The organism is Sphingomonas sp. G5 (genome assembly GCF_052660795.1).
The window spans coordinates 1,771,290-1,796,328 of the sequence record NZ_CP109660.1 but is presented as its reverse complement, the minus strand read 5'-3'; the positions used below and the strand labels follow the sequence as shown (position 1 = coordinate 1,796,328).

At 69.4% G+C, this 25,039-nt stretch carries 24 protein-coding genes and 1 tRNA gene; 16 read left to right on the top strand and 9 right to left on the bottom strand.

The features are described 5' to 3' along the window. Positions 1 to 252: 252 nt before the first annotated feature. The 4 genes from ileS to ndk are packed head-to-tail and all read left to right on the top strand — an operon-like array spanning position 253 to position 5,869. A complete protein-coding gene (gene ileS / locus NE358_RS08680; protein ID WP_289937570.1) occupies positions 253 to 3,690 on the top strand; it encodes an isoleucine--tRNA ligase in 3,438 nt (1,145 codons plus the stop codon). Next, on the top strand, positions 3,687 to 5,039 hold the full coding sequence (locus tag NE358_RS08675) for a bifunctional folylpolyglutamate synthase/dihydrofolate synthase (RefSeq protein ID WP_499317650.1): 1,353 nt from the start codon (positions 3,687 to 3,689) through the stop codon (positions 5,037 to 5,039). Before ileS ends, NE358_RS08675 begins: the two co-directional genes overlap by 4 nt. Then, positions 5,036 to 5,449, top strand: a complete 414-nt coding sequence (locus NE358_RS08670) for a DUF4233 domain-containing protein (RefSeq protein ID WP_141377801.1) — start codon at positions 5,036 to 5,038, stop codon at positions 5,447 to 5,449. The genes NE358_RS08675 and NE358_RS08670 overlap by 4 nt, the downstream gene beginning before the upstream one ends. Before the next feature lie 3 nt (positions 5,450 to 5,452). Continuing rightward, on the top strand, positions 5,453 to 5,869 hold the full coding sequence (ndk, locus tag NE358_RS08665; protein WP_013586434.1) for a nucleoside-diphosphate kinase: 417 nt from the start codon (positions 5,453 to 5,455) through the stop codon (positions 5,867 to 5,869). Between the two features lie 168 nt (positions 5,870 to 6,037). Here the strand turns inward: ndk and NE358_RS08660 are convergent, their stop codons facing one another. Both NE358_RS08660 and NE358_RS08655 read right to left on the bottom strand, forming a co-directional pair. Next, complete coding sequence (locus NE358_RS08660) at positions 6,038 to 6,634, bottom strand: vitamin K epoxide reductase family protein (protein WP_103209142.1); 597 nt, start codon at positions 6,632 to 6,634, stop codon at positions 6,038 to 6,040. A 46-nt stretch (positions 6,635 to 6,680) separates the two neighbouring features. Beyond that, positions 6,681 to 7,043: a hypothetical protein gene (locus tag NE358_RS08655; protein WP_147301881.1), complete on the bottom strand. Its 363-nt coding sequence runs from the start codon at positions 7,041 to 7,043 to the stop codon at positions 6,681 to 6,683. A gap of 319 nt (positions 7,044 to 7,362) precedes the next feature. Here NE358_RS08655 and NE358_RS08650 point away from each other — a divergent pair, with 319 nt between their 5' ends. Further along, a complete protein-coding gene (locus tag NE358_RS08650; protein WP_289942602.1) occupies positions 7,363 to 9,903 on the top strand; it encodes an Rne/Rng family ribonuclease in 2,541 nt (846 codons plus the stop codon). 71 nt (positions 9,904 to 9,974) lie between these two features. On the opposite strand, the gene NE358_RS08645 is transcribed toward NE358_RS08650, so the two are convergent. Further along, positions 9,975 to 10,250, bottom strand: a complete 276-nt coding sequence (locus NE358_RS08645; RefSeq protein WP_103209149.1) for a DUF4031 domain-containing protein — start codon at positions 10,248 to 10,250, stop codon at positions 9,975 to 9,977. Between the two features lie 213 nt (positions 10,251 to 10,463). On the opposite strand from NE358_RS08645, the gene rplU reads away from it, so the two are divergent. From rplU to NE358_RS08595, 10 genes are all read left to right on the top strand, one after another. Further along, positions 10,464 to 10,772, top strand: coding sequence for a 50S ribosomal protein L21 (gene rplU / locus NE358_RS08640; RefSeq protein WP_055836929.1), 309 nt, complete (start codon positions 10,464 to 10,466; stop codon positions 10,770 to 10,772). 18 nt (positions 10,773 to 10,790) lie between these two features. Next, on the top strand, positions 10,791 to 11,051 hold the full coding sequence (gene rpmA, locus NE358_RS08635; RefSeq protein WP_055836932.1) for a 50S ribosomal protein L27: 261 nt from the start codon (positions 10,791 to 10,793) through the stop codon (positions 11,049 to 11,051). 93 nt (positions 11,052 to 11,144) lie between these two features. After that, positions 11,145 to 12,689: a GTPase ObgE gene (gene obgE, locus NE358_RS08630; RefSeq protein ID WP_103209151.1), complete on the top strand. Its 1,545-nt coding sequence runs from the start codon at positions 11,145 to 11,147 to the stop codon at positions 12,687 to 12,689. Then, entirely contained in the window at positions 12,686 to 13,531 is an 846-nt protein-coding gene (gene proB, locus NE358_RS08625) for a glutamate 5-kinase (RefSeq protein WP_141377810.1), read from the top strand. Before obgE ends, proB begins: the two co-directional genes overlap by 4 nt. Further along, positions 13,528 to 14,787 carry a glutamate-5-semialdehyde dehydrogenase gene (locus NE358_RS08620; RefSeq protein WP_289942601.1) on the top strand — a complete coding sequence of 420 codons (1,260 nt, stop codon included), beginning with the start codon at positions 13,528 to 13,530 and terminating at the stop codon, positions 14,785 to 14,787. The genes proB and NE358_RS08620 overlap by 4 nt, the downstream gene beginning before the upstream one ends. Before the next feature lie 50 nt (positions 14,788 to 14,837). Next, positions 14,838 to 15,062, top strand: a complete 225-nt coding sequence (locus tag NE358_RS08615; RefSeq protein ID WP_103209158.1) for a hypothetical protein — start codon at positions 14,838 to 14,840, stop codon at positions 15,060 to 15,062. 16 nt (positions 15,063 to 15,078) lie between these two features. Further along, on the top strand, positions 15,079 to 15,669 hold the full coding sequence (nadD, locus tag NE358_RS08610) for a nicotinate-nucleotide adenylyltransferase (protein ID WP_499318556.1): 591 nt from the start codon (positions 15,079 to 15,081) through the stop codon (positions 15,667 to 15,669). After that, on the top strand, positions 15,666 to 16,727 hold the full coding sequence (locus NE358_RS08605; protein WP_141377813.1) for a hypothetical protein: 1,062 nt from the start codon (positions 15,666 to 15,668) through the stop codon (positions 16,725 to 16,727). The genes nadD and NE358_RS08605 overlap by 4 nt, the downstream gene beginning before the upstream one ends. Next, entirely contained in the window at positions 16,724 to 17,104 is a 381-nt protein-coding gene (rsfS, locus tag NE358_RS08600; protein WP_103209164.1) for a ribosome silencing factor, read from the top strand. Before NE358_RS08605 ends, rsfS begins: the two co-directional genes overlap by 4 nt. 89 nt (positions 17,105 to 17,193) lie before the next feature. Further along, positions 17,194 to 18,441 carry an LCP family protein gene (locus NE358_RS08595; RefSeq protein ID WP_289942600.1) on the top strand — a complete coding sequence of 416 codons (1,248 nt, stop codon included), beginning with the start codon at positions 17,194 to 17,196 and terminating at the stop codon, positions 18,439 to 18,441. 6 nt (positions 18,442 to 18,447) lie between these two features. Here NE358_RS08595 and NE358_RS08590 read toward each other — a convergent pair whose 3' ends face one another. Genes NE358_RS08590 through NE358_RS08580 form a run of 3 tightly spaced genes read right to left on the bottom strand, consistent with a single transcriptional unit; the run spans position 18,448 to position 21,418 of the window. Further along, on the bottom strand, positions 18,448 to 19,380 hold the full coding sequence (locus NE358_RS08590; protein ID WP_289942599.1) for a TAXI family TRAP transporter solute-binding subunit: 933 nt from the start codon (positions 19,378 to 19,380) through the stop codon (positions 18,448 to 18,450). Then, the gene (locus NE358_RS08585; protein ID WP_289942598.1) at positions 19,377 to 20,765 is read right to left on the bottom strand and encodes a sensor histidine kinase; all 1,389 of its coding nucleotides are present in this window, start codon (positions 20,763 to 20,765) and stop codon (positions 19,377 to 19,379) included. Before NE358_RS08585 ends, NE358_RS08590 begins: the two co-directional genes overlap by 4 nt. Then, positions 20,762 to 21,418 (bottom strand): response regulator transcription factor, encoded by a 657-nt coding sequence (locus NE358_RS08580; protein ID WP_103209175.1) that lies wholly within the window; start codon positions 21,416 to 21,418, stop codon positions 20,762 to 20,764. Before NE358_RS08580 ends, NE358_RS08585 begins: the two co-directional genes overlap by 4 nt. Before the next feature lie 179 nt (positions 21,419 to 21,597). Between NE358_RS08580 and NE358_RS08575 the strand changes: the two genes are divergently transcribed. Then, positions 21,598 to 22,962, top strand: a complete 1,365-nt coding sequence (locus NE358_RS08575) for an MFS transporter (RefSeq protein WP_116239851.1) — start codon at positions 21,598 to 21,600, stop codon at positions 22,960 to 22,962. Between the two features lie 288 nt (positions 22,963 to 23,250). On the opposite strand, the gene NE358_RS08570 is transcribed toward NE358_RS08575, so the two are convergent. The 3 genes from NE358_RS08570 to NE358_RS08560 all read right to left on the bottom strand — a co-directional run bounded on the left by NE358_RS08570 (position 23,251) and on the right by NE358_RS08560 (position 24,982). Beyond that, a tRNA-Ala gene (locus tag NE358_RS08570) sits at positions 23,251 to 23,326 on the bottom strand. A 40-nt stretch (positions 23,327 to 23,366) separates the two neighbouring features. Next, positions 23,367 to 24,275, bottom strand: coding sequence for a 3-methyladenine DNA glycosylase (locus NE358_RS08565; RefSeq protein WP_289942597.1), 909 nt, complete (start codon positions 24,273 to 24,275; stop codon positions 23,367 to 23,369). Continuing rightward, complete coding sequence (locus tag NE358_RS08560; RefSeq protein WP_103209184.1) at positions 24,272 to 24,982, bottom strand: SOS response-associated peptidase; 711 nt, start codon at positions 24,980 to 24,982, stop codon at positions 24,272 to 24,274. Before NE358_RS08560 ends, NE358_RS08565 begins: the two co-directional genes overlap by 4 nt. Positions 24,983 to 25,039: the final 57 nt, after the last annotated feature.

Here is a 25,039-nt window from a genome sequence, read left to right as displayed (position 1 = left end):
CGGACACTCGATGGTCAGGCATCGACCGCACCGCGCTCCGCGCGGCTGACGTAGACTGAGTGCACACGCATCGATCCGGCCATCACCGGGGAGCTCGCGGAAGAAACGGGTCCAGGCTCGGAGTAGAACCGCGCGGGGCAGGCCCGTCACAGCCGCAGTGAGAGCGGCGCCCTCGGAAGACGGCGCAATGCAGGGTGGTACCGCGGCCTGACAGGGTCGTCCCGGCGAGGAGACCTCGACCCGCGGAGTGACATGACCTACCCACGCCCCTCATCCTTCGGCTCGGCCGCCGACGCGTCGAACACGACACCGGATGCCACGACCCCGATGTCCGGCCCGGGCGCTGCGTCGTCGGCATCCGTCGTCCCGAGCCCCCGCTTTCCGGCCATCGAAGACGACACGCTCGCTTTCTGGAAGAGCGACGACACGTTCCGCGCCTCGATCGCGAACCGTGAGGGTGCCCAAGAGTGGGTGTTCTACGACGGCCCGCCCTTCGCCAACGGTCTGCCGCACTACGGACATCTGCTCACGGGGTACGCGAAAGACGTCTTCCCGCGCTTCCAGACCATGCGCGGCAAGAAAGTCGACCGCGTGTTCGGGTGGGACACGCACGGGCTCCCCGCCGAGCTCGAGGCGATGAAGCAGCTCGGCATCACCGAGAAGGACGAGATCGAGGCCATGGGCGTGGCCACCTTCAACGCGAAGGCCCGCGAGTCGGTGCTCGAGTACACGCGCGAGTGGCAGGACTACGTCACGCGCCAGGCGCGCTGGGTCGACTTCGACCGCGGCTACAAGACGCTCGACACGACCTACATGGAAAGCGTGCTCTGGGCGTTCAAGACGCTCCACGACAAGGGCCTCGCCTACGAGGGCTACCGCGTGCTGCCGTACTGCTGGCGCGACGAGACGCCCCTGTCGACGCACGAGCTGCGCATGGACGACGACGTCTACAAGATGCGACAGGACCCCTCGGTCACCGTGACCTTCCCGCTCGTCGGGGCGAAGGCCGAAGCGCTGGGCCTCACCGGCGTCCGAGCGCTCGCCTGGACGACGACGCCGTGGACGCTGCCCACGAACCTCGCGCTGGCGGTGGGTCCCGGCATCCGGTACGCGGTCATCGAGGGCGGACCCGGCGGCGCCGCCGACGTGCACCGCGCGCCCGACGGCACTCCCGACGAGGCGTTCGAGGCCGTCGCGCACCGCTACCTGCTCGCCGAGGACCTGCTGGCGAACTACGCCAAAGACCTCGGATACGACAGCGCGGATGCCGCCCGCGAGGCCGTTCAGAGAACGATCCTGGGCTCCGAGCTCGAGGGCGTGTCGTACGACCGCCTGTTCGACTACTACGCCGACGCCGAGACGTGGGGGACCGGCAACGCCTGGAAGATCCTCGTCGACGACTACGTCACCGTGTCCGACGGCACCGGCATCGTGCACCAGGCGCCGGCCTACGGTGAGGACGACAAGCGCCTCGCGGATGCGGCGGGCCTACCCACGATCATCTCGCTCGATGACGGCGGCCGGTTCCTGTCGGCCGTGACCGACGTCGAGGGCGAACTGTGGCTCGACGCGAACCGTCCGCTGATCCGGATGCTCAAGCAGAGCGGGCGTCTGCTGCGCGAAGCGTCGTACGAGCACTCGTACCCGCACTGCTGGCGCTGCCGGAACCCCCTCATCTACAAGGCCGTGTCGAGCTGGTTCGTGCGCGTGACCGACATCAAGGATGATCTGCTGGCGAACAACCAGCAGATCACGTGGGTGCCCGAGAACGTCAAGGAGGGCCAGTTCGGCAAGTGGCTCGAGGGCGCGCGCGACTGGTCGATCAGCCGCAACCGCTATTGGGGCTCGCCGATCCCGGTCTGGAAGAGCGACGACCCGAACCACCCGCGCGTCGACGTGTACGGGTCTCTCGCCGAGATGGAGGCCGACTTCGGTCGCCTGCCGGTCAACGCCGACGGCGAGGTCGACCTGCACCGCCCCTACATCGACGACCTCACGCGCCCGAACCCCGACGACCCCACCGGGCAGTCGACGATGCGACGTATCGAAGACGTGCTCGACGTGTGGTTCGATTCGGGCTCGATGCCGTTCGCGCAGGTGCACTATCCGTTCGAGAATCACGAGTGGTTCGACGAGCACGCCCCGGCCGACTTCATCGTCGAGTACATCGGTCAGACCCGCGGCTGGTTCTACGTCATGCACGTGCTCTCGACCGCGCTGTTCGACCGCCCGGCGTACACCGGGGTGTCGTGCCACGGCATCGTGCTCGGCAACGACGGCCAGAAGATGTCGAAGTCGCTGCGCAACTACCCCGACGTGCGCGAGGTGTTCGACCGCGACGGTTCGGACGCCATGCGCTGGTTCCTCATGTCGTCGAGCGTGCTGCGCGGCGGCAACCTCGTCGTGACCGAGGAGGGCATCCGCGGGGGCGTGCGCGAGTTCCTGTTACCGCTGTGGAACGCGTGGTACTTCTTCGCGACCTACGCGAACGCCTCCGGCACCGACGGCTACACCGCCGAGTGGCGCACCGACTCGACCGACGTGCTCGACCGCTACATCCTCGCCCTGACCGGCGACCTCGTGCAGGGCGTCGCCGCCGACCTCGAGGGACTCGACTCCACGACCGCGGCCGAGCGCCTGCGCGACTTCGCCGAGGTGCTGACCAACTGGTACATCCGCCGCTCGCGCGACCGCTTCTGGGTGGGCGTGACCGACGACCCGACGAGCCGCGAGGCCTTCGACACGCTGTACACGGTGCTCGAGACGCTGACCCGAGTCGCCGCCCCGCTGCTGCCGCTGGTCACCGAGCGCGTGTGGCAGGGCCTCACGGGCGGACGGAGCGTCCACCTGACCGACTGGCCCGACGCCTCGGCGTTCCCCGCCGCGGAAGACATCCGCACCGCGATGGACACCGTGCGCGAGGTCTCGAGCGTCGCCAACGCGCTGCGCAAGCGCGAGGGAAAGCGCGTGCGCCTGCCGCTGCCGCGTCTGACGGTGGTCACCCCGGATGCCGAGGGCTTGGCGCAGTTCGACGACATCCTCCGCGAGGAGCTCAACGTGAAGAGCGTCGAGCAGGTCGCCCTGCAAGACGGCACGGCCGCCGAGTACGGCATCACGCACCGCCTCTCGGTCAACGCGCGCGCGGCCGGACCTCGCCTGGGCAAGCAGGTGCAGCAGGCGATCAAGGCCGCCCGTGAGGGCGACTGGAGCGAGGTCGACGGACAGGCCGTCGCGGGCGGCATCGCCCTCGATCCCGCCGAGTACGACCTGGTCGTCGAGACCGCGGGTCGCCCCGAGGGCGAGGCGCTGGCCGTGCTCGCGGGCGGCGGCTTCGTGCTGCTCGACACCGTCACCACCTCCGAGCTCGAGGCCGAAGGCCTGGCGCGAGACATGATCCGCGGCATCCAGGACACCCGCAAGGCCGCCGGCTTCGACGTGAGCGACCGGATCTTCCTCTCGCTCACCTTCGTCGAAGACGCCGACGCACAGGCCGTGGCCCAGGCGTTCGACGGTGCGGGCGTGGCATCCGAGACCCTCGCCGAGGCCGTCGTGCTCGCCGGTCCCGAGGGTCGCCTGATCGAGCGCGGCGACTTCGCGCCCGCCGAATACGAGACGGTGATCGCCGCCAAGACCTACGCGAACGTCGGTGCCGTCACGGTGGCCGTCGCACGGATCGGAGCCTCCGCATGAGCGACCGGACCAGGGCGGATGCCGTCTACTCGGCGCTGCTCGAACGACAGGGCGAGCAGTGGGTGCAGCCGCGCGTCGAGCGCACGCGCCGCGTGCTCGAACTGCTGGCCGACCCGCAGCGCACATACCGCGTCATCCATGTGACGGGCACGAACGGCAAGACGTCGACCAGCCGCATGATCGAGAGTCTGCTGCGCGCGATGGGGCTTCGTACGGGCCTGTTCACCAGCCCGCACCTGGAGCGCTTCACCGAGCGGATCCTCATCGATGGCGAGCCCGTGGCCGACGCGGCGATCGCCGACGCGTGGGACGAGATCCAGCCGTTCGTCGAGATGGTGGATGCCGAGCTGGCCGCGGCCGGCGACGCGCCGCTGACGTTCTTCGAACTGCTGACCGTGCTCGCCTTCGTCGCGTGCGCCGATGCCCCGATCGACGTGCTCGTGCTCGAGGTCGGCATGGGCGGGGAGTGGGACTCCACCAACACCGCCGACGGCGATGTCGCGGTGTTCGCCCCCATCGACATCGACCACATCGACCGTCTCGGCTCCACGATCGCCGAGATCGCGACCGTCAAGGCGGGGATCATCAAACCCGGCGCCGCCGTCGTGTCGGCCGCGCAGCCGGAGGAAGCGCTGCGGGTGATCCGCCTTCGCGCCGAGAAGGAGGGGGCCACGGTCGCCGTGGCCGGCGAGGGTTTTGCCCTGGAGGGCCAGACCCTGGCGGTGGGCGGGCAGCAGCTCGATATCCGCGGTGTCGCCGGCACGTACTCCGAGGTCTACCTCCCCCTCTACGGTGCGCATCAGGGCGCCAACGCCGCCCTCGCGGTCGCCGCGGTCGAGTCGCTCATCGGCGGCGGCACGCAGCCCCTCGCGGCCGACGTGATCGCCGATGGTCTCGGCAACGCCACCTCACCCGGTCGCCTGCAGCTCCTCGGCACGTCGCCCACGGTCTTCGTCGACGCCGCGCACAACCCGCACGGCGCGCGCGCCCTCGTCGCCGCACTCGAGGAGTCGTTCGACATCGACGAGTGGGGCGCCGTGATCGGCATCCTCGAGGGAAAGGATGCCGCCGGCATCGTGTCGGCGCTCGTCCCGGGAGTTGCCCGTGTGTTCGCCACCGCCCCCGCCAGCGACCGCGCGACCGATCCCGACGTCATCGCCGACATCGCCGAGGCGGCCGAGCTGCCGGTCACCGTCCACTCCATGCTCGAAGACGCCGCGGACGCGGCTCGGTCGTGGGCTGCGGAGTCGGACCGCCGAGCCGTTGTCATCGCCGGGTCCGTCGTGCTCGCCGGTGAAGCCCTGCGCCTCGCCGACCTCGAGGACTGGAAGTCCGGGTGGCAGGGATGAGCCCCCGCGAATCTCGCGTCCCGCGCCCCCGTCGTCAACGCGGCGCCCAGGAGTCTCTCGGCGCTGTCGTCCTCGGCTTCGAGTCGATCATCGTGTTCCTCGGCGGCCTCGTGGTCTACGGCCTCAAGGTGCTGCCCCTCGGTATCGAGCCGTGGTGGGGGATCGTCGGAGGCGTCGTCATGGCGATCGCGATGGTCGCCGTATCGGGATCGCTCCGGCACCGCTGGGCGCTGTTCGCCGGGTGGGGGCTGCAGGTCGTGCTGCTGCTCGGAGGCTTCCTCGTTCCGGCCCTCGCCGTGGTCGCCGTCATTTTCGGTGGCATGTGGGCGTATGCGACGATCAAGGGAGCGGCGCTCGATCGGCAGAACGCACGACGCGCCGCTTCCCCCGACCTCTCGAACGGAGAATGACCCATGGCTACCGAAGAGACCCTCGTCCTGGTCAAGCCCGACGGCGTCGCCCGCGGCCTGACCGGCGCCATCCTGGCCCGTATCGAGGCGAAGGGCTACGCCCTCGTCGACATCCGCCTCGTCGAGCCCGACCGCGAGACCCTCGCCCAGCACTACGCCGAGCACGAGGGAAAGCCGTTCTACGAGCCGCTGCTCGAGTTCATGATGTCGGGCCCCTCCGTGGCGATCCGCCTCGCCGGCAACCGCGTCATCGAGGGCTTCCGCTCGCTCGCGGGCACGACCGATCCCACCACCGCCGCCCCCGGCACGATCCGCGGCGACTTCGGCCGCGACTGGGGCCTCAAGGTGCAGCAGAACCTCGTCCACGGATCCGACAGCGTCGAGTCCGCCGAGCGCGAGCTCGCCATCTGGTTCGCCTGATCCCGGATGCCATGAAGGCCGCCGCCCCGTGAGGGGTGGCGGCCTTCGTCGTTGTGCGCCGACTGTCTGAGAAGCCCGGCCCCGCGCGCCTCGGCCCCCGCGTGGAGGGGACCCGCGATGGTCGTGGCGGCCGGGCGACCTTCCCGGACTGCGCGGCGACCCGACGGCTCAGAGCTGAGACAGCACGTCCAGGCGCACCTGCGCCAGCACCGCGACGACCGCGAAAGCCACGATGGTCATGAGCGGCACCCAGACCATGAGACGGTCGGCGATCTCTTGCACGCGGGGGCGGGGGATGACCCCCTCGCGCAGCACGTGCAACGTCACGACGAAAAACGAGGGGATGACGACCGACCATGTCACCATGCACCAGGGGCACAGCGTCCCCAGCACGAAAAGACTCTGCCCGATGAGCCAGATCACGAAGCACAACGCGAAGACGAAGCCGAGCCAGAACAGCGCCCAGAACCACCGTGCGAACCGGGCACCGGCCAGCAGTGCCATTCCGACGACGATGGGGGCGATCCACGCGCCCAGCCCGATGATCGGGTTGGGGAAGCCGAACACGCTGCCCTGCGCGGACTCGAGGTTCGTGGAGCACTGGACCAGCACACTGAAGTCACAGGATGCCGCGGCCCCCGGATTCATCAGCTGATGAAAGCGCTCCATGGTGAGTGAGAACGCCGCCCACCAGCCCACCACACCCGCGAAGACCAGCCAGATCGCGACGACGATCGGACGGCGGGGAATGACGGTTTCGCTCATGCCGCGATTCTCTCACCGCGCCGCTATGGGGTCGCTTTGAACGGGTTCACTCGTGAGTCGTGAAGACGCTGTGGTCGACGACCTCGCCCGTGAAGAGGTCGAGACCCGGGGGAGGACCGCTGCCTCGCGCGGCATAGTGCGCCTCCCATACGGCGACGGAGTTCGCGTACGCCGTGTCGTTGTGGGTGTCAAGCGGACTCGCAGGCCCGGGCATGAGCACCCGGTTCCCATTGGGCGGTGTCTCGTCGAACGCGTTCCCGTCGAGGGTCGGCACAACCTCCGCAAGGTGCGGGAAAGCATGAACGGGAACGTCGCGCAGGATGTCGAAGGAGTCGATGGGCGATCCGTTCGTCACGACACCCACGGTGTTGTCGGCGAACGTGCGATCCGAAGCGGGATGAGCGGCCATGATCACTCCCCGGCTGGCCCCCTTCGCCGGAGCTTCGACCATATCGAGGCCCCGCCCGGCGCGAAATGTCTCCGTCGATGGGTATCGGCAATCGCGCCGGTCGTGGGCGTTCCCGGCACTTCGTGCGATAATGAAGGCCGATGTGACCGCGGCCGCGCCGCAGGAACATCACCCAGAAGACTTCGGGCGATGACCGCCCTTCGCAGCCCGGGCCGCAGGCCGGCTGCAGACCGAGTGAGTTCGCGGCCCCGCCGGGTGCGGCGCCGCATGAGATTTCGTCGGACGACGCGCGGTGTCGTCCGCCAGGGAGTACCCCGACATGGCCGATGTGACAGACGAACAGAACCCCACCGACGAGACGCCGATCTCTCCCGACACCGCCACCTCCGACGTCGCCCCCGTCGTCGACGAAGAAGAGGCTGCGGTCCAGGATGCCGAAGACGCGGCCGCCGACGACACCGAGGCGCCCGCGGTGCTCGACGTGGAGGACATCCCCGCCGCCGCGGACGACCGGTCTGAGGTCGACGCGTCGGAGCAGTCCGCTCCGACTGCGGATGAGGTCGCGCCGATCGCTGAGGCCGGGGTGCCGGCATCCGCTTCCGCCTCGGAGGACTCGACACCCGCCGAGAGGGAGACGGAGCAGCCCGAGGTCGCTCCCGCTCAGGCCGTGACCCCCGCCGAGCCCGAGACGCCCGCCCGTCCGACCGCCGTGTCGCTCGGCCTGCTTCCGGAGAACTTCGTATCCGCCGTCTCGACGGCCCTTCACTTCTATGCGCCCGCGCTTCCGCCCGTCGTGATCCGCGATGACTTCGACGACCGCGATGACGAGAGCCCCAGCGAGCGCGTCTCGGCCAACGCCCGCCGTCGTAACCGCCGCCGCGGGGGAGCGAACGACACCCGTGACGATGCCCCCGATGCTCCCACCACTCCGCCCGTGCGTCAGCGCGCGGTCGAGGTCATCACCGAGCCGCAGCGCATCAAGGGCTCCACGCGTCTCGAGGCGAAGAAGCAGCGTCGCCGTGACGGTCGCGAGGCCGGGCGTCGTCGCCCCGTCGTCACCGAGGCCGAATTCCTCGCCCGTCGCGAGGCCGTCGACCGCGTCATGGTCGTGCGCTCGAAGTCCGGTCGTATCCAGATCGCCGTCCTCGAAGACAACGTGCTCGTCGAGCACTACGTCGCACGCAACCAGGACGCCTCGCTCATCGGCAACGTCTACCTCGGTCGCGTGCAGAACGTGCTCCCCAGCATGGAGGCCGCGTTCGTCGACATCGGTCGCGGCCGCAACGCCGTGCTGTACTCCGGTGAGGTCGACTGGGACGGCGTCGAGACCAACAACCAGCCTCGCCGCATCGAGCTCGCCCTGAAGTCGGGGGACCGCGTCCTCGTGCAGGTCACGAAAGACCCCGTCGGGCACAAGGGCGCCCGCCTGACGAGCCAGATCTCGCTGCCGGGCCGCTACCTCGTGTACGTGCCGAACGGCACGATGAACGGCATCTCCCGCAAGCTTCCCGACACCGAGCGTGCGCGCCTGAAGAAGATCCTCAAAGAGGTGCTCCCCGAGTCGTCCGGTGTGATCGTGCGCACGGCCGCGGAGGGCGCTACCGAGGAGCAGTTGACCCTCGACGTACAGCGCCTCACCTCCCAGTGGGAGCACGTGTCGAGCCAGGTCAAGACGATCCAGGCACCCGCCCTGTTGCACTCCGAGCCCGACCTGCTGGTGAAGATCGTGCGCGATGTCTTCAACGAGGACTTCACGCGCATGCTCATCCAGGGTGACGAGGCACTGCAGACGATCTCGTCGTACCTGCAGGGCGTCGCCCCCGACCTGCTCGAGCGGGTCGAGAAGTACGAGGGCGAGCAGGACCCGTTCGACGCGTTCCGCGTGACCGAGCAGATCGAGAAGGCACTCGACCGAAAGGTCTGGCTGCCGTCGGGCGGCTCGCTCGTGATCGACCGCACCGAGGCGATGACGGTCGTCGACGTCAACACCGGCAAGTTCGTCGGTTCGGGCGGCAACCTCGAAGAGACCGTGACGAAGAACAACCTCGAGGCTGCCGAAGAGATCGTGCGCCAGCTTCGCCTGCGCGACATCGGCGGCATCATCGTCGTCGACTTCATCGACATGGTGCTCGAATCGAACCGCGACCTCGTGTTGCGTCGTCTCATCGAGTGCCTCAGCCGCGATCGCACGAAGCACCAGGTCGCCGAGGTCACCTCGCTCGGTCTCGTGCAGATGACCCGCAAGAAACTCGGCCTGGGCCTGCTCGAGACCTTCAGCGAGGCGTGCGAGGTGTGCGCCGGTCGCGGTGTCATCGTGCACCACGACCCGGTGGCGAAGCACCGTCCCTCGGGCTCGTCGAACGGCAACAGCAACGGCTCGACCAACCGTCGCGGCCGTGGAAACAGCGGCGCCTCGAACGGGAACGGGAACAGCAACGGCAACGGTGGCGGCAACGCCTCCGCGCAGAACAGCGCCGGGGGAGCGGCCGCCCAGGCAGGGGGCACCCACGTGATCACCGAGGGCGTCAAGTCCGCTCTCGCACAGATCGCGGCATCGACCGTCAAGCCCAACCTCGACGACCCTGCCGTCGTCGAGGCGGCGGTCGTGGCATCCGTCGAGGCTGTCCTCGAGTCGAAGAGCGAAGCCGTCTCCGAAGCCCCTGCGCCGGCTCGCGAGAAGCGACCCCGCAAGAAGCGCGAGCCGAAGGCTCCGCGCACGGAGAAGGACGCGCTCCTCGAGTCGGTGCTCGAGGCCCTGCCCGAGCCCAAGGCTCCGGGTCAGGGGCGCTCGCGTCGTCGTGTGACCACCGCGGCCCTGACGGGCACCCCGGTGAACGCACAGCCGTCGACCGAGTCCTGAACCCGCGATTCCTCGCGTCAGGGGTCACCTTCGGTCGCAGAGCTTTGCTCGCAGTGACCGACGGTGACCCCTCACCGTGTGGGACGCCGTTCTCGCGCCGTGATTCGAAGTCCCGAGGCGCGCAGCCGTCGCACGAGCTCCTTACCGCCCACGTGCTCGGCTCCCGCGCGCACCAGATCGGCGTGCCGCTCGTCGGGGACGTCGTAGTGGTCCAGGTCGAATGCTCGTCTGGGAATTCCGGCCGCCGCGGCGAAGGCATGGAGCTCGTCGAGATCGCTGTCGCTGACGAGATGAGCCCACAGCCGTCCGTGCGCGGGCCACTGCGGGTCGTCGATCAGGATCGCCATCCGAGAATCCTACGATCGACACGCGGGTCGAATGCTTTTGCCGGATGCCGTGAGGTGAGCTAAACTCGACCCTTGGTGCGTCGCGTCCACTCCCGTGGGGAGCGTGACCCCGCGGGTTTGCTCGCCGGATCGCACCGAGACTTGGGCCGTGAGGCCCTCCCGACGTCATCAGACAACCGGAGCTCCGCGCTCCCGAACGAAAACAGGTGTGAAGTGGTTTACGCAGTTGTGCGCGCCGGCGGCCGCCAGGAGAAGGTCCAGGTCGGCACGGTCGTCGTGCTCGACCGCCAGAAGGCGAAGATCGGCGAGAGCATCCAGCTGCCCGCCGTCCTGTTCGTCGACGGCGACGCGGTCACGACCGACGCCGACAAGCTCGCGAAGGTCTCGGTCACGGCCGAGGTGCTCGGCGAGGAGCGCGGTCCGAAGATCGTGATCCAGAAGTTCAAGAACAAGACCGGCTACAAGAAGCGCCAGGGCCACCGTCAGGACCTCACGCGCGTCAAGATCACCGGCATCAAGTAAGAGCCAGGAGACGCAGAGATGGCACACAAAAAGGGCGCAAGCTCCACCCGTAACGGTCGTGACTCCAACGCACAGCGCCTGGGCGTGAAGCGCTTCGGCGGCCAGGTCGTTCTCGCCGGCGAGATCATCGTCCGCCAGCGCGGCACGCACTTCCACCCCGGCGCCAACGTCGGCCGCGGTGGCGACGACACGCTGTTCGCCCTGGCACCCGGTGCGGTCCAGTTCGGCGCGAAGGGCGGCCGCAAGGTCGTCAACATCGTCACCGCAGCAGCGGAGTAATTCCCGCGCTTCGGCGCACGAGGGGGTGGGCGCTGCCCACCCCCTCTTCTTTTTTCGAGTCGGCTTCGCCGGCCACACCCGGAAGGACCCGCCATGGTCACCTTCGTCGACCGCGTGACCCTGCACCTGCGTGCGGGAAAGGGCGGCAACGGCTGCGTCTCGGTGCGCCGTGAGAAGTTCAAGCCGCTGGCCGGTCCCGACGGAGGAAACGGCGGCAGCGGTGGCGACGTCGTGCTCGTCGCCGATCCGCAGACCACGACCCTGCTGTCGTACCACCACTCGCCGCACCGCTCTGCGGGCAACGGCGGATTCGGCATGGGCGACCACCGGTCGGGTGCCCTCGGCGAGGACCAGGAGCTTCCGGTTCCGCTCGGAACCGTCGTGAAGGACACCGACGGCAACGTGCTCGTCGACATGCTCACCCCCGGCATGCGTTTCGTCGCGGCCCCGGGCGGTCTGGGCGGCCTCGGCAACGCGGCCCTCGCCTCGCCGAAGCGCAAGGCTCCCGGTTTCGCCCTGCTGGGCACGCCCGGGTACGAGGGCGACGTCGTCCTCGAGCTCAAGACCGTCGCCGACGTCGCGCTGGTGGGCTTCCCGTCGGCGGGCAAGTCGAGCCTGATCGCGGCGGTGTCGGCCGCGCGCCCCAAGATCGCCGACTACCCGTTCACCACGCTCCACCCGAACCTCGGCGTCGTGCAGGCGGGCGACGCGCGCTACACCATCGCCGACGTCCCGGGCCTCATCGAGGGCGCGAGCGAAGGCAAGGGGCTGGGGCTGGAGTTCCTCCGCCACGTCGAGCGCTGCACGGCGCTCGTGCACGTCCTGGACTGCGCCACGCTCGACCCGGGTCGTGACCCGCTGAGCGACCTCGACATCATCCTCGCCGAGCTCGCCGCCTACCCGGTGCCCGAGGGGCAGGTTCCCCTGCTCGATCGCCCCCAGATCATCGCCCTGAACAAGGTGGACGTCCCCGAGGCGCACGAGCTCGCCGACTTCGTGCGCCCCGACCTCGAGGCCCGCGGTTTCCGCGTCTTCGAGATCTCGACCGTCAGCCGGTCGGGCCTGCGCGAGCTCACCTTCGCGCTGGGAGAGATCGTCGAGCAGCACCGCCTGGCCACGATCGACCAGACGCCCGCCGAGCGGGTCGTCATCCGCCCCCGCGGTGCCGAGAAGGACTTCACGATCAAGGTCGAGGGCGGCACGTACGGTCCCGTGTACCGCATCCTCGGCGACAAGCCGGTCAAGTGGGTCCAGCAGACCGACTTCCAGAACGAGGAGGCCGTGGGCTACCTCGCCGACCGCCTCGCGCGCCTCGGCGTGGAAGACGGCTTGTTCCGCGCCGGTGCCGTGGCGGGCGCGACCGTGGTCATCGGGCCCGGCGACGGCATCGTCTTCGACTGGGAGCCCACCCTCACCTCGGCCGCCGAGCTGATGACGGCCCCGCGCGGTACCGACCCGCGCCTGGTGCAGAACTCCCGCCGCACCTCGTCGGAGCGTCGCGCCGAGTATCACGAGCGGATGGATGCCAAAGCCGACGCCCGCGCCGAGCTCGAGGCCGAGCGACGCGCGGCGCGTGCGGTGGGGATCTCGCCCGACGGCGAGTCCTCCTCGGCTTCTCTCGAGGACGAGGAGCGGTGACCGCGACGACGCGCGCCGATATCCCCGGCGCCGCTCGCGTCGTGGTGAAGGTCGGGTCGTCGTCCATCAGCGGCGACGGTGCGCACCGCATCGACACCATCGTCGAGGCTCTGTCTCGCGCTCACGGCGCCGGCACCGAGGTCGTCCTCGTGTCCTCGGGTGCCATCGCGACCGCCCTCCCCCTGTTGGATCTCGAAGGCCGTCCTCACGACCTCGCAACCCAGCAGGCCGCCGCCGCGGTCGGACAGAACGTCCTCATGTGGCGCTACCAGACCTCGCTCGACCGTTTCGGCCTTCTCGCGGGGCAGGTGTTGCTCACGGCCGGCGATCTCGAGAACGCCACGCACCGCTCCAATGCGCGTCGCGCCATGGAGCGGCTGCTGGGTCTCGGCATCCTGCCCATCGTCAACGAGAACGACACCGTCGCCACCCACGAGATCCGCTTCGGTGACAACGATCGGCTCGCCGCCCTCGTAGCGCAGCTGATCGGTGCCGATGCGCTGGTCCTGCTCAGCGACATCGAGACGCTCTTCACCCGGCCGCCGAGCGAGCCCGGTGCGCGTCCGATCACCGACGTCGCCTGGGGCGACGACCTATCGGAGTTCGAGTTCGGAGCGGGTGTCGTCAACGGCGTCGGCACGGGGGGAGCGGCGACCAAGGCCTCCGCGGCCAAGCTCGCCTCCACCGCTGGGGTGGGTGTGCTCGTGACGAGCGCCGACCTCGTCGCATCCGCTCTCTCGGGGGAGTCGGTGGGCACCTGGTTCGCCCCTCACCCCGATCCCGTGACCCTGTCGACCGGCCCCGTGGGTGCCGTGACCCGCGCCGGTACACTGAGCGCATGACCGTGATCGCCGCCTCCGTCGACGAGCGCCTGCGTCTGGTCAAAGACGCCGCGCGCGACATCGGACTGCTCGATTCCGGGCGCAAGAGCGTGCTCCTGCACGCGATCGCCGACGCCCTCGAGGCATCGTCGACCGAGATCGTCGCGGCCAACGCTCTCGACCTCGAGAGAGGGCGGCACGATGCCATCGGCGAGGCGCTGTTGGATCGGCTGCGGCTCGACGAGAAGCGCGTGTCGGCCCTCGCCGCCGCGGTCCGCGACGTCGCCGGGCTCCCCGACCCTGTCGGTCGCGTGCTCGACAGTCGGACGCTGCCCAACGGGCTTTCGCTCGAGAAGGTCGCCGTGCCCTTCGGCGTCGTCGGTTCGATCTACGAGGCCCGTCCCAACGTCACCGTCGACATCGCCTCGCTCGCGCTGCGCTCCGGCAATGCGGTCGTGCTGCGCGGCGGGTCGGCGGCGCAGAGCACCAATGCGCGGCTCGTGCAAATCATGCGCGACGCGTTGGCGAGCCAGGGCGTGAGCCCCGAGGCGATCCAGAGCGTCGACGACTTCGGCCGCGACGGGGCGAAGGCCCTCATGAACGCCCGCGGGCTGGTCGACGTCCTGGTCCCGCGCGGGAGCGCCGGGCTCATCGAGACCGTCGTGACCGAGTCGACCGTTCCGGTCATCGAAACCGGTGCCGGGGTGGTGCACATCTACCTCGACGCCACCGCGCGCGTTGACTGGGCCCACGACATCGTGCTCAACGCCAAGACACAGCGCCCGAGCGTCTGCAACGCCGTCGAGACGGTGCTCGTGCACCGCACGGCGGCCGACCGGCTGCTGCCGGAGCTGCTGGCATCCCTCGACCTTGCCGGCGTGACCGTTCACGGCGACGACGAGACGCGCGCGCACGACTCGCGGGTCGTCCCGGCGACCGATGACGACTGGTCGCGCGAGTACGGCACCCTCGACCTCGCCGTCCGCGTCGTCGACGACCTCGATCACGCGCTGGCGCACATCCGTCGGTACTCGACGCACCACACCGAGTCGATCATCACCGACGACCCCGAAGCGGCCGACCGCTTCCTCGCCGAGGTGGACTCCGCCGTGGTGCTGGTGAACGCCTCGACCCGCTTCACCGACGGGGGTGAGTTCGGCTTCGGCGCCGAGGTCGGGATCTCGACCCAGAAACTTCACGCCCGCGGACCCATGGGCCTCGCCGAGCTGACGAGCACCAAGTGGCTCGGGCGCGGCGACGGCCAGGTACGCGCCTGACCGCCTAAAATGGGACGCGCGCCTCGCGCAGACCTCTGATCGGAGCACTGATGACTTTCGTCGCACTTCTGGCCCACGCCGCAGAAGAAGGCGCCCACCACGGCGGCAACGTCCAGGCCCAGACCTTCTGGTACGGCGCCGTGGCGTTCCTGACCTTCGTCGCCCTGAGCCTCGTGACCCTGTCATACCGCAACGTGTCAAACCGCCACGCGCACAAGGCTGCGGCGTACACCCAGAAGCACGGGACGCCCACCCCCGAGGCGCACGGCCACTGAGGCCCACCGTATGTCGGTGACGCGCGCCCCTCGCATCGGGGTCATGGGTGGGACGTTCGATCCCATCCATCACGGTCACCTGGTCGCCGCCAGCGAGGTCGCTCAATCGTTCGATCTCGACGAGGTCGTCTTCGTGCCGACGGGTCGCCCGTGGCAGAAAGACGACGTCACCGAGAGCGAGCACCGCTACCTCATGACGGTGATCGCCACGGCATCCAATCCGCAGTTCACCGTGAGCCGCGTCGACATCGATCGCGCGGGGCCCACGTACACGATCGATACTTTGCGTGACCTGCAGCGTCAGCGCCCGGGTGCGGAGTTCTTCTTCATCACCGGCGCCGACGCGGTTGCGCAGATCCTCGGCTGGCGTCACCACCAGGAACTGTGGGACCTCGCGCACTTCGTCGCCGTCTCTCGCCCGGGTCACGTCCTCACCACGGAGGGCCTGCCGTCCGAGAACGTGAGCCAGCTGGAGATCCCCGCCCTGTCGATCTCGTCCACAGACTGCCGCGCCCGTGTGCGCCGAGGCCACCCCGTGTGGTACCTCGTGCCCGACGGCGTCGTGCAGTACATCGCGAAGCACCACCTCTACCGGAGCACAGCATGAGCACTCCCGAGAACCCCGAGACTCCCGCGCTGACCCGTCGTCAGCTGCGCGAGCTCCGCCAGACCGGCGCGACGCCCATCATCGTTCCGCAGCCCCAGGGCGAGAGTCCGGATGCCGAGACACCGGTCGAAGCTCCCGAAGCGCCGGTCGTCGACCGGGTTTCCGAGCCCGCTGTGGCGGAGCCCACCGTCGAGCACGCCACAGACGACCAGGCATCGCCCGACCACGGACCCGCCGTCTCGGAGGAGCCCGCGCGCGTCGCCGCGCGCGACGAGTCCTTCGCTCCCGCGCTCCGCCCCGAGTCGTTCGACGGCGCGTTTCGCGACGGCGACTTCGGTGTCACCGGACTCACCCGCCGCCAGGTGCGCGCGCAGGAGAAGATCCGCACCGCCGCGGTGCCCGTGATCAGCTCCGACCTCGAGTCGTCGATGCCGCGCCAGAACGCCGCGCCCGCCGCGCAGGTCGAAGACGAGTCCGTTCAACCCGCGATCTTCCGTCCCGCCGCCCCCGACACCGCGGAGGCTCCGGTCGCCGCCGACTCCGGTACCGGTGCCTCGGTCGTGAACCCGGCCCTCGGTTCCGACCTGCTCGACGGTGCGACACCCGGGGTCACCCTTCCCGACTCGTTCGACCAGTTGCTCTCACGCAACGCGGCCGCGAGCGGCGGCGTGTCGACCCCGAACGCGCTGATCCTGTCGCAGACCCCGACCGGCGTTCCGCTGGTGGGCCCCGTCACCGCGACCGGCGAGGTCATGATCACGGGCACCTTCGAACTGCCCGAAGGCCTGGGCTCGGTCGGCCACGCACCCGGCACCACCGACGGCCGTGACGCCGACGCGGTGCTCCTCGACGGCGAGCTCCCGCCCGCCTCGTCACCCACCCCGATCGCTGCGAGTGCCGCGATCAGCACGGTCAAGCAACCCGGCGAGATCATTCGTCCGCCGGCGCCCGAGAAGGGGAGCAAGCTCCTCATCGGGCTCATCATCACGACCGGTGCTCTCTTCCTGGCGGTGGCCGTCACCCTCGGCCTCGCCTTCACGACAGGAGTCTTCCGATGACAGCCACCGATAACGGTCGCGAGATGGCGCAGATCGCCGCCCTCGCCGCCGACGCGAAGGGCGGCGATGACATCGTCGCCCTCGACGTCTCCGAGCCCCTCCCGCTCGTCGACATCTTCCTCCTCGTCACCGGTCGCAACGAGCGCAACGTCGCCGCGATCGCTGACGAGGTCGAGGAAAAGCTCCTCGAGCACGGCCACAAGCGCGTGCGTCGCGAGGGTCGCCAGGAGTCCCGCTGGATCCTTCTCGACTTCGGCGACCTGGTCGTGCACGTCTTCCACGAGGAAGAGCGCGTGTACTACGGCCTCGAGCGCCTGTGGAAGGACTGCCCGGTCGTTCCGATCGAGCTGCCCACGCCGGCACACGCCGCCGACTGACGTTCTCCCCGTCGACGCCCTCTGCCTCTGGCAGGGGGCGTTCTCGTTCATACGCCGGATTCATAGCCGCGGTGGCGCATGCTGGGGCGGTGTCACCGACCTCGCATCGCGTCCGGCGCAACCGTCGCCGGCTTCTGCTCATCGTCGCCGCTGTCGCCACCACGGTGGTCGTCGGTACGGTGGCGTTCGTCGCCGTGAATCTCGCGGGGGCGGCCAGCGGCATCCATCACTCCGATGCCGTGATGCCGGTCGCCGCTCCGGGGGTCGCCCAGGACGAGGGGGAGCAGAACATCCTCATCATGGGGCTCGACAGCCGCGTGGATGAGGACGGCAAGCCCTACCCGCAGGAGATCTACGACGCGATCCATGCCGAGGACGCCTCCGTCGGCGGCTACAACACGAACGTCCTGATGTACGTGCACATCCCGGCCGGCGGCGGCCAGGCGGTCGCCGTGTCGATCCCGCGCGACGACTACGTCGACTATGCGGGAGCCCCCGGCGGAACGAAGAAGGGCAAGATCAAAGAGGCCTACGGACGAGCCTTCGCCGCGAAGGACGACGAGCTCCGCGCTGCGGGTGTCTCGGAAGACGACGCGTATCAACAGGCACGCGACGCCGCTCGCACCGAGGAGCTGCAGACGGTGTCGCAGTTCCTCGGTGGCGTGCCGATCGACCACTTCGTGGAGGTGACGATGGCGGCGTTCTACCGGGTCGCCCAGGCCGTGCAGCCCATCTCGGTGTGTCTGAACCACGCGACGGCCGACACCTATTCCGGTGCCGACTTCGCGGCGGGGCCGCAGCAGATCGACGCGTCGCAGGCGATGGCCTTCGTGCGTCAGCGTCGCGACACCGAGTACCGGAACGTCTTCCTCACCGACCTCGACCGCACGCGCCGTCAGCAGGCCTTCATGGTGTCGCTCGCCCTGAAGCTCCGCGATGCCCAGACGTTCACCGACTTCGGACGCCTGCAGGATCTGCTCGACACCGCGAAGCAGTACGTGGCCGTCGACAAGGGCTTCGACCTGCTCAGCCTCGCCTCGACCGCCCAGCGCCTCGCCGGGGGAGACGTCACGTTCCAGACCCTGCCGGTCGAGCGCTTCGGCACGATCGACGGCGAGAGCGTGAACATCGTCGATCAGAAGGCGATCGCCGCCCAGGTCGCCGCCCTGCTTCACCCGGCGCCCGCCGCCACCCCGGATGCCGGCACGAGTGCCGCCCCGTCGGCGACCGACGCCCCCGCGACGACCGCCCCGTCGGCGTCGCCCAGCCCGACGTCGTCGGTGTACACCGACTCGCAGCAACCGATGCGAGCGGGGTCGGTACCCTGCGTGAACTGAGGCCGTTCAGCCGTACCGCTCGCGATACCGACGCTCGGCCGCGGGGTGCAGCGCGAGGGGCGAGGTGTCGATGAGGCTCGCAGGAGTCAGGTACTGGATGCCGAGGGCATCGGGGGGCACGAGGCCCGGGGCGTCATCGATGAGGGCGTCGACGAGCGCACGGGCCACACCGTCGGCGAGATCGGCGCGGGCGAGCAGGAGGTTGGCGACGCCGATCGTGGGTACCGCCCGCGCCGCGCCGTAGACGCCGGAAGGGATCGTCGTTGCCGCATAGACGTCGGGGTACCGCGCGCTCAGGACGGAGAGAGCGGGCGTCGTGTCGATGACCATGACCGGCACCTGCTGCGCCAGCTCCGAGATCTGCGGGGTGGGAACGCCGCCCGACCAGAAGAACGCGTCGATCCGCGCCGCGGCCACGTCGTCCACGGCTTCGCGGAACGTGCGCTCCACCGTGTTCGGTCGCCCCGGCCCCGCCGCAATCACCCCCGAGGCATCGAGGACGCGTCGGGCGGTCGCGGCCGCGCCGGATCCCGGGGCGCCCAGCGAGACCGTGCGCCCCGCGAGGTCGGCGAGCTGCGAGATCCCCGCGTCCGCGCGCACGATGCACTGCAGGTAGTTCTGGTAGACCCGCCCGATCGCGACGACGTCGTTGCCGACATCTGCTGCCGAATCCACCAGCGACAGCCCGAGGTCTACGGCGCGTTCCCGCAGGAGGCGGAGGTTGTCGATGCTGCCCTCGGTGGCGAGCGGCGAGACGGTCACGACGCTCGACGATCGCGTCGCGGCGGCCAGCAGATGACCGAACTCCAGGTAGCTTCCGCCCGCCTCACCGCACCCCAGCACCAGCGGTGTCGTCGCGGGCGTGGAGCAGGCGACGAGCGAGGCCGCTCCCATTCCGGCAGCCACGGAGAGGAACGCGCGGCGGGTCAGCGTACTCACGGCCGCGTCCACTCGAGCCGGGCCCCGAGCCCGCCGAGGGGTGAGCGCTCGAGGCGAAGGCTGCCGCCGGCGGTGCGCATCAGCTCGGCGACGATCGCGAGGCCCAGGCCCGTGCCGGGCGATGACCGGTGGGCCCCCGCACGCCAGAAGCGTGTTCCCATGCTGTCGAGATCCGCGTCCGCGAGGTGCGCGCCCGAATCGTCGACGTGCAGGGACACGCCCCGATCGTCTTCGCGCAGGGCGAGGCGCACGCGCGCCCCGTGGCCGGCGTAGTTCGCGGCGTTGTCGAACAGCACCTGCACCATCTCTTCGAGGTCGGCGCGGCCGCACGGGACGACGACGACGGTGTCGTCCGAGGCGTCGAGCATCACGCCTGCCTCGTCGAGTCGCCACCGGTGCAGATCGCCGAGTTCGGATGCCGACACCCGGCACTCGCGCTGAGCGCCCTCGTCCCGCGCGGCGTCGTATCCCTGTCGCGAGGCCGAGGCGCGGTGCTCGGCGTTGGCGAGGGTCAGCATGCGCTCGACCGTGTGCTCGAGTCGGTCGAGGTCGTGGTCGACCGCGGCGAGGTCGTCCGCGGCATCCGGATCCCGGGGCAGCGAATCGACGCGAAGCCGGATGGCGGCGAGGGGAGTACGCAACTGGTGCGACGCGTCGGCCACGAAGCCGCGCTGCTGCTCGAGGGTGTTCTCGACCTCGTCGGTCATGGTCGTGAAGGCGCGGCTGAGGCGTCGCAGCTCGGGCGGCCCGGTCGGCCGCAGCGGAACCGCCTCACGATGGGCCGTGAGGGCGGCTACGGCGGAGTCGAGAGCGCGCACGGGGCGCAGAATCCACCGCGTCCAGAGCAGAGAGGCCCCCATGAGAGCGGCCAGCAGCAGCAGCCCGACGATGACCACCAGCACCCAGGCCGACGCGACGTCGGCCTTCGCGCGCGCCAAGTCGACCTCGAGGACCACCACTCCCGTTGACAGGTCACCCGCCGCGATCACCGGTACGGCGACCAGCGCGGTGTCCGGCGCCCAGGGCGTGACGCGGGGCAGCGACACCTGTGGGATCGCCCGCGACGCCGCTCCGGCGATGGATCGCACGTCGAGACCGGGGGAGAGGCCGCCCGCGGAGGCGACCGCATCTCCCTTCTCATCGAGCACGAGCACCGCCTCGCCGTATACGGCGTGGAAGCGGTCGACGTACGCCTGCAGGCTCGACGTCCCTCCCTGCACGAGAGCGGTTCTCGCGCGCTGCACGACCTGATCGAGAGACGCCTGGCGCTGCAGGGCGATCTGCTGCGTGCGCGAGTCGGCGATGGACTGGGCGATCGGGATGAGCACCGCGATCACAGCGATGAGCCCGAAGACGAGCAGGGGGAGCAGAACGCGCCGTCTCACGGTGCGTCCTCGAGGCGGTAGCCGAAGCCGCGGACCGTCGTGATGGTGAGATCGGGCAGCTTCTGCCGCACCTGCCCCATGTGAACGTCGAACGAGCGCGACGACGCGGCGTAGGCGTCGCCCCACACCTCGTCGAGGATGACCCGGCGACTCACGACGGTCCCCGCCCGACGGGCGAGCGAGAGCAGGATGCCGAATTCATTCGGCGTGAGGGCGACATCGCGGCCCGCCATGCTGACGCGCCGGGCGTCGACGTCGATCGACAGCGCCGATGTCTCTACCCGCGTCGGCTCTGCGGGGGGATTGTATCGGCGCGTGACGGCGATCAGGCGGGCGAGGAGTTCGTGGAGGCGCACGGGCTTGACGAGGTAGTCGTCGGCACCGAGAGAAAGGGCACGGACCGTCGAGCGCTCGTCGCCGCGTGCGGTCACCACGATGACGGGGATCTGGCTCACGTCGCGCAGATCGCGCAGCACGTCGAGCCCGTCCCTGTCCTCGAGGCCGAGGTCGAGCAGCACCGCCTGTACCTCGCGGTGGCGCAGAAGCACGTCGCTGCCCCGCGAGACGCGGGTGCACGTGTGGCCGGCGCGGCTCAGGGCCGAGACGAGGGCCGCGGCGACCGAGCCGTCGTCCTCGGCGACGAGTACGTGCATGCTCCATCGTAGACACAGGCTCCACGTCGCCGTGGTGCCCAATGTAAGGCCACTGTAAGGATCTCGATCGACCGAGCCGTCGGCCACCACGATGGCCCATACGCCTCGTCACCGCCGCCGGAGGCTCCTCTGCCGGCGGTGACGAGACGACCAACGTCCCTCGACCGATCGGATTCCTCATGTCGACGACGACAACGATCCCCACGAGTCTGCGGCGTTCGATCTCGAACACCCTCAAAGGCTCGGCCGGCAACCTCGTGGAGTGGTACGACGTCTACGTCTACTCCGTCTTCGCGGTGTACTTCGAGTCGCAGTTCTTCAGCTCCGATGACAAGAACTCCACCATCTACGTGTGGGCGATCTTCGCCGTCACCTTCCTCATGCGGCCGATCGGCTCGTGGTTCTTCGGCCGCTTCGCCGACCGATACGGCCGCCGCCTGTCGCTGACCGTGTCGGTGTCGCTCATGGCGTTCTGTTCGCTGATCATCGCGTTCGCGCCCACCGCCGAGGCGATCGGCGTCGGCGCCGTCGTGATCCTCGTGTTCGCGCGCCTGCTGCAGGGCTTCGCCACCGGCGGCGAGTACGGCACGAGTGCCACGTACATGTCCGAGGCGGCCATGCCCGGCCGCCGCGGGTTCCTCTCGTCGTTCCACTACGTCACGCTCGTCGGCGGACACGTCCTCGCTCAGACGACACTGCTGATCATGGTGCTGACCCTCGACGAAGAGGCCATCTCGACCTGGGGCTGGCGCGTCGCCTTCGCCATCGGCGGCGTCGCAGCGGTGGCGGTGTTCTGGATGCGTCGCACCATGGACGAGTCGCTCGAGAAGCACGTGCTCGACGACACCAAGGCCGGTCGCGCGAAGGACTCCGGGTCGATGCGCGACCTTCTCGTCAACAACTGGCGACCGCTCCTGCTGTGCTTCGCCATCACCGCCGGCGGCACCGTCGCGTTCTACACCTACTCGGTCACGGGGCCGAACATCGTCAAGACCGCCTTCTCGGGGGGAGACGTCGTCACCGGCACCGTCATCAACCTCATCGCGCTGACCGCGCTGATGCTCATGCAGCCCCTCGGCGGCTGGCTGTCCGACAAGGTCGGACGCAAGTCGCTCCTGGTCTTCTTCGGCGTCGGCGGTGTGCTGTACACCTGGTTCCTCATCACCATGCTTCCGCAGCAGACCAACGAGTTCGCCGCCTTCGCGATCCTCCTCGGCGGCTTCGTGATCCTCACCGGGTACACCTCGATCAACGCGCTCGTGAAGGCGCAGCTGTTTCCGACGCACGTGCGCGCCCTGGGCGTCGGGCTCGGCTACGCCCTCGCCAACTCGCTGTTCGGCGGGACGGCGCCGCTGCTCTACGCCGGGGCGCAGTCGGCCGAGCAGGTGCCGCTGTTCATCGTCTACGTGACGGTCATCATCGCCGCATCTCTCGCCGTGTACGTCTTCGCCCTGCGCAATAAGGCACCGAACTGGCTCGACGACGAACTGGTGATGCGCGAGGCGCAGCAGCAGAAGTCGCGCGAGACGGTGGTGGCCCGCTGAGACCGTGGTGAGGGCGCCTCTTCCGTCGGGGGAGGCGCCCTCACCACGCGGGGTGGGGATCGTTCGCGCGTGCGCCGGGTCGCGGCATCCGGGGTCGAGGTCCAGCCCTTCGCGCGTCGCGTCGCGTCGCTCACCAAACGCGCCGGAATCGGATCGCGTCAGCAGAATCGGATGCCGCGGCCCCTTGCATCCGCTATCGATGCGAAGATCCGAATCCGGTGCGCAGCGGGAGCCCGAGAAGCGCTCACCGAACGACGAAAGCCCCCGCGAAGCGGAGGCTTTCTCTTGTGGTGGACCTGAGGGGACTCGAACCCCTGACCCCCTGCATGCCATGCAGGTGCGCTACCAGCTGCGCCACAGGCCCATTTTCTGTTTTCCGCCCCGTTTGAGGCAACTCCATGAGCTTACAACACAGATCGGGAGTGCAAGAAATCGGCGCCGCCGGGCGTGTCGTCGGAGGCCGCCACCGCGAGCAGGACGACCCTTCGCAACCGCTGGGCGCGAGCGCTGAGGGCTCTCTGTCGCGCAACGTACTCGCTCTTCCCCTCGGGCGTTTCGATGGGCACCGGCGCATAGCCCCACGCGGTGAGATCGTACGGCGAGGCCTGCATATCGAGCGCGCGGATGTCGCGCGCGAGCTCGAACGCGTCGAGCAGCAGCGGACCGGGAACCAAGGGTCCGAGCTTCACGGCCCACTTGTAGACATCCATTCCGGCGTGCAGGCACCCGGGCTGCTCGCGCGCGGCCTGGTCCTCGCGTCGGAGCGGTGTGCGGTTGAGTGGTACCGCCTCGGGAGTGAAGAACCGGAAAGCGTCGAAGTGCGTGCACGTGAGGTCGTGGGCGTCGACCACCGCGTCCGTACCGTCGCGGCCGAGACGCAGCGGAACGGCGTGCCGCACCTCGTCGGAGCGATAGGCCATGGCCCACTCGTGCAGCCCGAAGCATCCGAACCGTGCGGGTCGGTCGAGCGTTGCACGCAGCAGGTTGACGATCCCGCGGTACATCGACCCCTTCTCGGTACGGAAACGCTCGGCATCCACCTGTACTCCGGCGCCCTCGGTCCGGTACCAGCGCCACGTGGAGCGCTCTCCGGCCCCCTCGAGCAGGACGCCCGCCCCCGGGTGCCACCGTCGCAGAATCGCGGGCTTGTAGGAGTAGTACGTGAAGAGGAAGTCCTCGACCGGGTGCTTCTGCGCCCGGCTCGCACGAGCGCGGTGATCGGCCGTGAGCGCGTCGGCTCGTGCCGCGTGTGCCTCGACGGCGGCCGTCCACTCTTCGCGCGTCAGGACGTTGTGAGTCGCGAGTTGCGTCACTCGACCGGCTCGATGAGCTCGGGGGAGTCGTTGCGGACGTTGCCCACCGCCGAAGAGACCACATGGTCGTCGAGGGTCTCGGCCATGTCGGGAGCGGCGTCGATGGCCGCATCGAGGATGTCTCCGACGTTCTCGGTCGTGGGGTCGAGCCAGGCGTCGGCGAAGTCGGGGTCCATGAACAACGGCATGCGGTCGTGGATGGATCCCAGTCGCCCGATCGCGTCACGGGTGAGGATCGTGCAGCTCAGCACCCAGCGCGCCGGGTCGTCGTCGGCGAGAGCAGGGTCTTTCCACCACTCGTAGAGCCCCGCGAAGAAAAGGGGCGACCCGTCGGCGGGGTGGATGTAGTGCGGCGTCTTGCCCTCGTCGGTGGTCTTCCACTCGTAGTACCCGGATGCCGGGATCACGGCGCGTCGCTTGATGAGCGCGTTGCGGAACATCGGCTTGTCTTCGACGTCTTCGCTGCGCGCGTTGAACGCCCGCGCGCCGATTGCGCGGTCTTTCGCCCACCCGGGGATGAGGCCCCACCGCGCCACCTCGAGGCGGCGCACCGGTGGCTCGCTCTTGATCGAGTCGAGCACGATCGCCACCTGCGAGGTGGGAGCGATGTTGTACGAGGGCTTCGGCAGTTCGTCGGCCTCGACGTCGACGCGCAGCACCCCCACGAGCTCGGAGGCCACGTTGGCTACGACGAATCGACCGCACATGCCTCCACCGTACGCGTCCCCTCCGACACCGGACCGCGGGCCGGGCCGCGGCCGAGC